The 6,157-nt window shown below is 32.0% G+C and carries 6 protein-coding genes; 2 read left to right on the top strand and 4 right to left on the bottom strand.

The window, feature by feature from the left end; translation table 11 throughout:
• Positions 1-281: 281 nt before the first annotated feature.
• Together glyA and DYH56_RS15370 are read right to left on the bottom strand one after the other, a co-directional pair.
• Positions 282-1,523 carry a serine hydroxymethyltransferase gene (gene glyA / locus DYH56_RS15375; protein ID WP_114643746.1) on the bottom strand — a complete coding sequence of 414 codons (1,242 nt, stop codon included), beginning with the start codon at positions 1,521-1,523 and terminating at the stop codon, positions 282-284.
• Between the two features lie 309 nt (positions 1,524-1,832).
• Positions 1,833-3,032, bottom strand: a complete 1,200-nt coding sequence (locus DYH56_RS15370; protein ID WP_114643745.1) for an oxygen-binding di-iron domain-containing protein — start codon at positions 3,030-3,032, stop codon at positions 1,833-1,835.
• Between the two features lie 396 nt (positions 3,033-3,428).
• On the opposite strand from DYH56_RS15370, the gene DYH56_RS15365 reads away from it, so the two are divergent.
• Complete coding sequence (locus DYH56_RS15365) at positions 3,429-4,037, top strand: pentapeptide repeat-containing protein (RefSeq protein WP_114643744.1); 609 nt, start codon at positions 3,429-3,431, stop codon at positions 4,035-4,037.
• A gap of 125 nt (positions 4,038-4,162) precedes the next feature.
• On the opposite strand, the gene DYH56_RS15360 is transcribed toward DYH56_RS15365, so the two are convergent.
• Positions 4,163-4,366: a hypothetical protein gene (locus DYH56_RS15360; RefSeq protein WP_114643743.1), complete on the bottom strand. Its 204-nt coding sequence runs from the start codon at positions 4,364-4,366 to the stop codon at positions 4,163-4,165.
• A gap of 206 nt (positions 4,367-4,572) precedes the next feature.
• On the opposite strand from DYH56_RS15360, the gene DYH56_RS15355 reads away from it, so the two are divergent.
• Positions 4,573-5,073 carry a cyclic nucleotide-binding domain-containing protein gene (locus DYH56_RS15355; protein WP_114643742.1) on the top strand — a complete coding sequence of 167 codons (501 nt, stop codon included), beginning with the start codon at positions 4,573-4,575 and terminating at the stop codon, positions 5,071-5,073.
• Here DYH56_RS15355 and DYH56_RS15350 read toward each other — a convergent pair whose 3' ends face one another.
• Positions 5,074-5,886 carry a DUF4037 domain-containing protein gene (locus DYH56_RS15350; RefSeq protein WP_114643741.1) on the bottom strand — a complete coding sequence of 271 codons (813 nt, stop codon included), beginning with the start codon at positions 5,884-5,886 and terminating at the stop codon, positions 5,074-5,076. It lies immediately after the preceding gene.
• Positions 5,887-6,157: the final 271 nt, after the last annotated feature.

Below are 6,157 nucleotides of genomic sequence, written 5' to 3'. Positions count from 1 at the left end.
TTAGTGCTCCTACGAATAATGATCCCAATAATTCAACTGGTTTTGCTGCATCTGGTGCAGCGATTGCTAATATGATACCGACGATTAGACCAACGATTATTCTTTTTACTAAACTTAATTGATTCCATTTACTAAACATAATTTTACCACCTTTTAAATTTATTTATGTACCTTAGTTAATTGATCTCCTTTAATTTTTTTTAAAATATCCGATAGGGTACTTTTTTAGAATTTTTATCTTTTTTGGGCAAGGATGAAGAAACAGTGACAAATAAGATCTATTAATCTCTATAAAGGGGGAACCTCTTGCAGAGCTCTGCAACCTCATTTTTTATGGCTTCTAATTTTTCAGGAGAACCGCCGCTGTTTAAAGATTTTAGAATTAAGGCGGCTACTTCCTTCATTTCCCCTTCCTTCATCCCCCTGGTTGTAAGGGCAGGAGTTCCTATCCTGATACCACTGGTTACAAAAGGGCTTTTAGTATCATAGGGAATACCATTTTTATTTACCGTGATATTTGCCTCTTCTAGGATCTTTTCGGCTTCTTTTCCGGTAAGATCCTTATTGGTAAGGTCAACCAAGATCATATGGTTATCGGTTCCCCCGCTGACAATTCTTAAACCTCCTTTTTTCAGTTCCTCAGACAGGGTATGGGCATTTATTATTACCTGTTTCTGATATCCTTTGAATTCTACACCTAAGGCCTCGTTGAAAGCCGCAGCCTTTGCAGCAATTATGTGCATGAGGGGCCCCCCTTGAATTCCGGGGAAGATAACTTTGTTGACCTTTTTTATGATCTCTTCGTCATTGGTTAGGATCATTCCTCCTCTGGGACCTCTCAGAGTTTTATGGGTAGTAGTGGTAACAACGTGGGCATGAGGAATAGGAGACGGATGTTCTCCTGCAGCTACAAGACCTGCAATATGTGCCATATCTACCATAAGGTAAGCTCCTACCATGTCTGCAATTTCCCTGAATCTCTTAAAATCTATTGTACGGGAATATGCACTGGCCCCGGCCACGATTATACGGGGCTTTACCTCAAGGGCCATTTCTTCCACTTTTTTATAATCTATCACTTCTGTGTCTTTGTCTACTCCATAAGAATATACCTTGTAGTCCTGTCCTGAAAAATTGACATTTTTACCGTGGGTCAAGTGCCCGCCGTGGTCTAATTTCATTCCCAGGATAGTGTCTCCAGAGTTTATCAGCCCTCTGTACACTGCCATATTTGCCTGGGAACCTGAATGGGGCTGTACATTTACATATTTTACCCCAAATAGTTCTCCTGCTCTTTGGATAGCAAGTTCCTCTGCAACATCCACAAACTGGCAACCTCCATAATATCTTTTTCGGGGATATCCTTCAGCGTATTTGTTCGTCATTACACTTCCTGCTGCCTCCATTACAGCCTCTGATACAAAATTTTCAGAAGCTATAAGCTCCAAACCGTACTCCTGACGTTCTTCCTCTCTTTGGATAGCTTCCCAAAGTTTTTCATCGTTCATTTTTAATCCTTTCATCATGAATCCTCCTTTTAGGTAAATAAAAAAAGCCCTAGATATATTCCATCTACGGCTTTAAATTTAATAAAATTAAAGTAGTTTTGCAGATATAGATTTACATCAAAAATTCAAAAAGCATATATGATATTTTTTATGGCATTTAGAATTTTGCGAGGATGAAAATCTTCTAGTCATGGCTTTTGCTCCTTTGAATTTTTTTATTTGCTAAAGAATACTCCATAAAAATTACTTTGTCAAGAAAAGGTAAAAAACTATATTCTTTCAAAGGATTTTCTAAAAGATATCTAAGACTGTTGCTCTTTCCTTTTAATCTGTTAAACTTGAGGCAAATTCCTGCCCGAATTCATAGCAGAGTTCCCTGCTTTCACGGTTTAAATTCCAGTTAACTTTTATTCCTTCATTTACGACTTTCAAAGAAGTGAATCTTAAACTTTCATTGATAACATCTAAATTTTTGGCATTCCATCCATAACTTCCAAAGGCTGCTGTACTTTTATCTTTAAAGCCCAAACCTTTTACACCTTCTAATAGGGCAGCCATTGATGGCAGTATCCTGTTGTTGATGGTGGGTGATCCGAATAAAACCCCTTTTGACTTAAAAATTTCTGTCAGAACCTCACTTTCACTATGTTTAGCACTGTTAATCAATAAAATATGTGTAGAAGGAGAAATATTTCTAATCCCATCAGCTATAGACTCTGCCATTTTTTTAGTGCTTTCCCACATAGTATCATAAGTTATCACTATTTGATCTTCTTTATAGTTATCACACCATTTCATATATTTTTCAACAATTTGAAGGGGATTCTTTCTCCAGATTACACCATGTGAAGTACAAATTTGATCAATTGTTAAGTTCAATCCTAATATTTCATCAATTTTTCTTTTAATCAGAGGGCTGAATGGTGCCAGGATACAGGCATAATATTTTAATGACTCATAGTTTAAGATATCCTGGTCACATTCATCGTTGAATAATCCATTGGCTCCATAATGCTGGCCAAAAGCATCATTACTAAAAAGTATATTTTCTTCATTTAGATAAGAGGCCATTGAATCCGGCCAATGCAGCATTTTCATTTCAACAAATGTTAATTTTTTCTTCCCTAAGTCTAAAACATCCCCAGTCTTTACAACTCTAAATTCAGCATCGATCTTATGATAAGCTTTTATAATTTCTACACCTTTATCTGTACAATAGATGGGTGTATTAGGAATTTCTTTCATCAATGCACTTAAAGAACCGCTATGGTCGGGTTCGTTGTGATTCATAACAATATAATCAATAGTATTTAAATCAATCTCTTCTTTTAACTGCTCTATCCACTGAGTACTAAATTTTTCAATTACAGTGTCTACCAAAACTGTTTTTTCGTCTCTTATTAAATACGAATTAAAAGAAGTTCCATGGGGGATATCTAATTCCTCACCGTGAAATTTAGTAAGATCCTGATCAATTATCCCAACCCATTTAACACTTTTACTGACATCAACAAATTTTTTCATATTATTTTCTCCTTTTTTATTTTTTATAAATTTATACAAGGTATATACGACAACTTAAAATTAATCCTCTGTTTATATATTCGATTTTATCTTAGGTCTAACATGATTAAAATCTGAAATGCTGGAAAATGAAATTAGAGGATTAAAACTTTAAAATAAAAATATCGGTAAGAATTTCATATATTTTTTTTTTTTGGATATTAACCTGTATTTTTGTGTAGTAATTTATGATAAAATAAAATGAAAAATACTAAAAATAATAATTTTATATTTAATTATAGTGTTTTAGATAATGTTGACCTTGGAAAAAAATAAAAAGAGATAAACATTAAAAGTTTTTTTAGGGTATAATCAATAGACTTTTAATGCTTACAGAATTTTAAAAAGGAGGTTTTTATGTGTTTCCAATCTGGTGATTTAAGTGGTGATTTAAGGAATGCTGATTTGAGGAATGCTGATTTAAGTTATGCTAATTTAAGGGATCTTGATTTAAGTTATGCTGTTTTATGTGATGCTGATTTAAGTAATGCTAATTTAATCAATGTTAATTTAACTAGTGCTGATTTACGAGGTGTCAATTTAACCGATACTAAATTTATTTATGCGGATCTAAGTTATGTTAATTTATACGGTGTTGATCTGGCTAATACTGATTTAAGTTATACTAATTTACGTAATGCTGATTTAAGTAATGCTAAATTAACTGTTACTATTTTACGTGGTGCTAATTTAATTGGTGCTAAATTAACTGATGCTAATTTAACAGGTGCTGACTTAAGTAGTGCTAATTTACGTAATGCTGACTTAAGTAGTGCTGATTTACATAATGCTGACTTAAGTTATGCTGGTTTAAGGAACGCTGATTTAAGGGGTACTAATTTAAAAGGTGTTGATTTAAGTACTGCTGATTTAAGTTATGCTGATTTAACAGGTGCTGATTTAACAGGTATTAATTTAACAGGTGCTGATCTAACTGGTGCCAAGTTTGATGATTTTGTCGATTAAACATTCAACAAATAAAATCAACTTTAAAAGGACACTCCTAATGGAGTGTCCTTTTGTTTAATGTTTTTTTTATTTTCTTCGAATTTTCTTCCTTGATATCTACGAACCTTGCGGCCTCTATGTTTTTAAAAATCTTCTTCATCTTCTTCATCTTCCGTTTCGTGTGGATTGTCAGGGGTATCCACTCCATATTTTGCTAAAATTTTTTCCATCATCTCTTGAAGGATATACCATTGTGGAGAATATACATCTTCTTTTGCAAAATAAAGTGCTTCAAATTCTTTAAAATCTTCCGGAGACATTATTTCCTCTAATTCTTCTAATCTCATATTTATCCCATCCTCAATACTTTATTTTTAAATCTTATAGTAACAATATATTCGCCATTATTTTTAAAACTCCTTTATTATTTTTTAACCTCTGTATTTTTATTAAAATAAAAGGATTGTTTTATTTACTTTTGTAGATATAGTTTAGTATCCCATAAAAAATATCTTATTTAAAAACCACAATAAATTATAAAAAGGAGCCGACTATGAAGGAATTAACGCCACTCTTTGAAATGGATAAAATTATTAAAATTCTTGGTAAAATCTCTATCTTTGGAGGTCTTAATGAAGCCCAGCTGTATAAGATATTCCGGATATTGCAAAAGATAACATATAAGGATAAGGAATTTATCTTTAAACAGGATGAAGCCCCTACACACATCTATATAATACTGGAAGGGAAGATAAGATTAATTAAAGATATAAATTATAATAGTTATCAGCTCTTTGAGTTTGCAGAGGGAAGCTGTATCGGCGAAGAATCCATAATTGGGATACAGCCCCATACACTTTCTGCCATAGCTATAGGAGATGTAGAGCTTGCCGTGATTCCTAAAAAATTTTTTTTAGATTTTTATAATACCGATAAAGACCTTTTTTGTCTTTTGATTCTCAATATAGCCAGAGAAATTTCCCGCAGACTTAAACAGACAGACAATCTTCTGCTTCATTATATAAATACAAAAGATAAAATTTCCGTAGGATAACTAAATTAAGTTCATTTCTTTTAATAATTCTCTTAAACTGTGGATAATTTCATTTAATTTGTCCACAGTATCAAAATCTTCATTGTATAGACCTTCAAATAATTCTCTTATATCCGATTCCATATTTCTGGGAAGATGTTTTAACCGTTCTGTTGTAATTTTTAAAAGGTTTTTTTCTCCTGTATGTAGTTTCATATTTAATGCAAAAATAATGTCAAAATAACTCTCAAAAAATTCATTAATTTTCTTATTAACTCTGATAAGATCGTTTCTTTTTAAGGCTTTTTTTATTTCACTGGCATAAACTGGAGCTATCTTATTTAAAAATGGAAAGTTTTTTGCAATTATATTTTTTCTCAGTTCTTTCGGATAATCCACATCAAATTTTTTTTTAAGATTACTTAATTCTCCATTTTTATCATAAAGAATATTTGATTTTACGAGGTTTTCCCAATAACAGGTAGTGTATCCTGTTAAGGCATGATGCCTGATAGTTATATCTTCCAGCATCTTTTCTATCTGCTTAATCTCCCTATATATAATATCAATCTGGACATTGATTTTCTTAAAAATTCCCTGGTCTTCTTTCTTCGAGATAGAGTTATTTAGTTCGACATGACTAAAGTATTTATTTGCTATATTTTCTCTGAAATCCAAAGGGAGATCTTCCGTAGTATATATATATAGGTCATAATCGGAATCTTCATCAAAAGTATCACCGACCCTTGAACCGCATAAAAGAATAGCTTCTACCGAACTATGTTTTGAAAAATCATCAACTAATTCTAAAAAAATATCATCGTATTTTTTCATATGGATTTCACCTCTTTGTTTCCATATTTTAATGGTTTAGACATATTCTTCCTCCCTATTTGTAAATAATTTTTTTTATTAATTTTCCTTGATAACTCAATGTATCTATTAAGTTTTTAACTTTGTTAATTTGACAAATAATTGCTTATTTATGGATATTTCATAGTATTTAATACTGAAAACAAGAATTTTTGTATAGCAAACAAACGTCCTCACTATTTTTTTTGAAGGCCTTATTCCCTCAATATTCTTATGGCAACTACCCTCCCAT

This window comes from Psychrilyobacter piezotolerans, from assembly GCF_003391055.1.
Classification (GTDB): Bacteria; Fusobacteriota; Fusobacteriia; order Fusobacteriales; family Fusobacteriaceae; genus Psychrilyobacter; species Psychrilyobacter piezotolerans.
Note: the sequence above shows the minus strand (reverse complement) of the source record. Positions and strands in the feature narration are given on the sequence as shown.

Coding starts and splice junctions, on each gene's coding strand:
- glyA (WP_114643746.1), bottom strand. CDS start 1,523: ATGAAAGGATTAAAAATGAACGATGAAAAACTTTGGGAAGCTATCCAA.
- DYH56_RS15370 (WP_114643745.1), bottom strand. CDS start 3,032: ATGAAAAAATTTGTTGATGTCAGTAAAAGTGTTAAATGGGTTGGGATA.
- DYH56_RS15365 (WP_114643744.1), top strand. CDS start 3,429: ATGTGTTTCCAATCTGGTGATTTAAGTGGTGATTTAAGGAATGCTGAT.
- DYH56_RS15360 (WP_114643743.1), bottom strand. CDS start 4,366: ATGAGATTAGAAGAATTAGAGGAAATAATGTCTCCGGAAGATTTTAAA.
- DYH56_RS15355 (WP_114643742.1), top strand. CDS start 4,573: ATGAAGGAATTAACGCCACTCTTTGAAATGGATAAAATTATTAAAATT.
- DYH56_RS15350 (WP_114643741.1), bottom strand. CDS start 5,886: ATGAAAAAATACGATGATATTTTTTTAGAATTAGTTGATGATTTTTCA.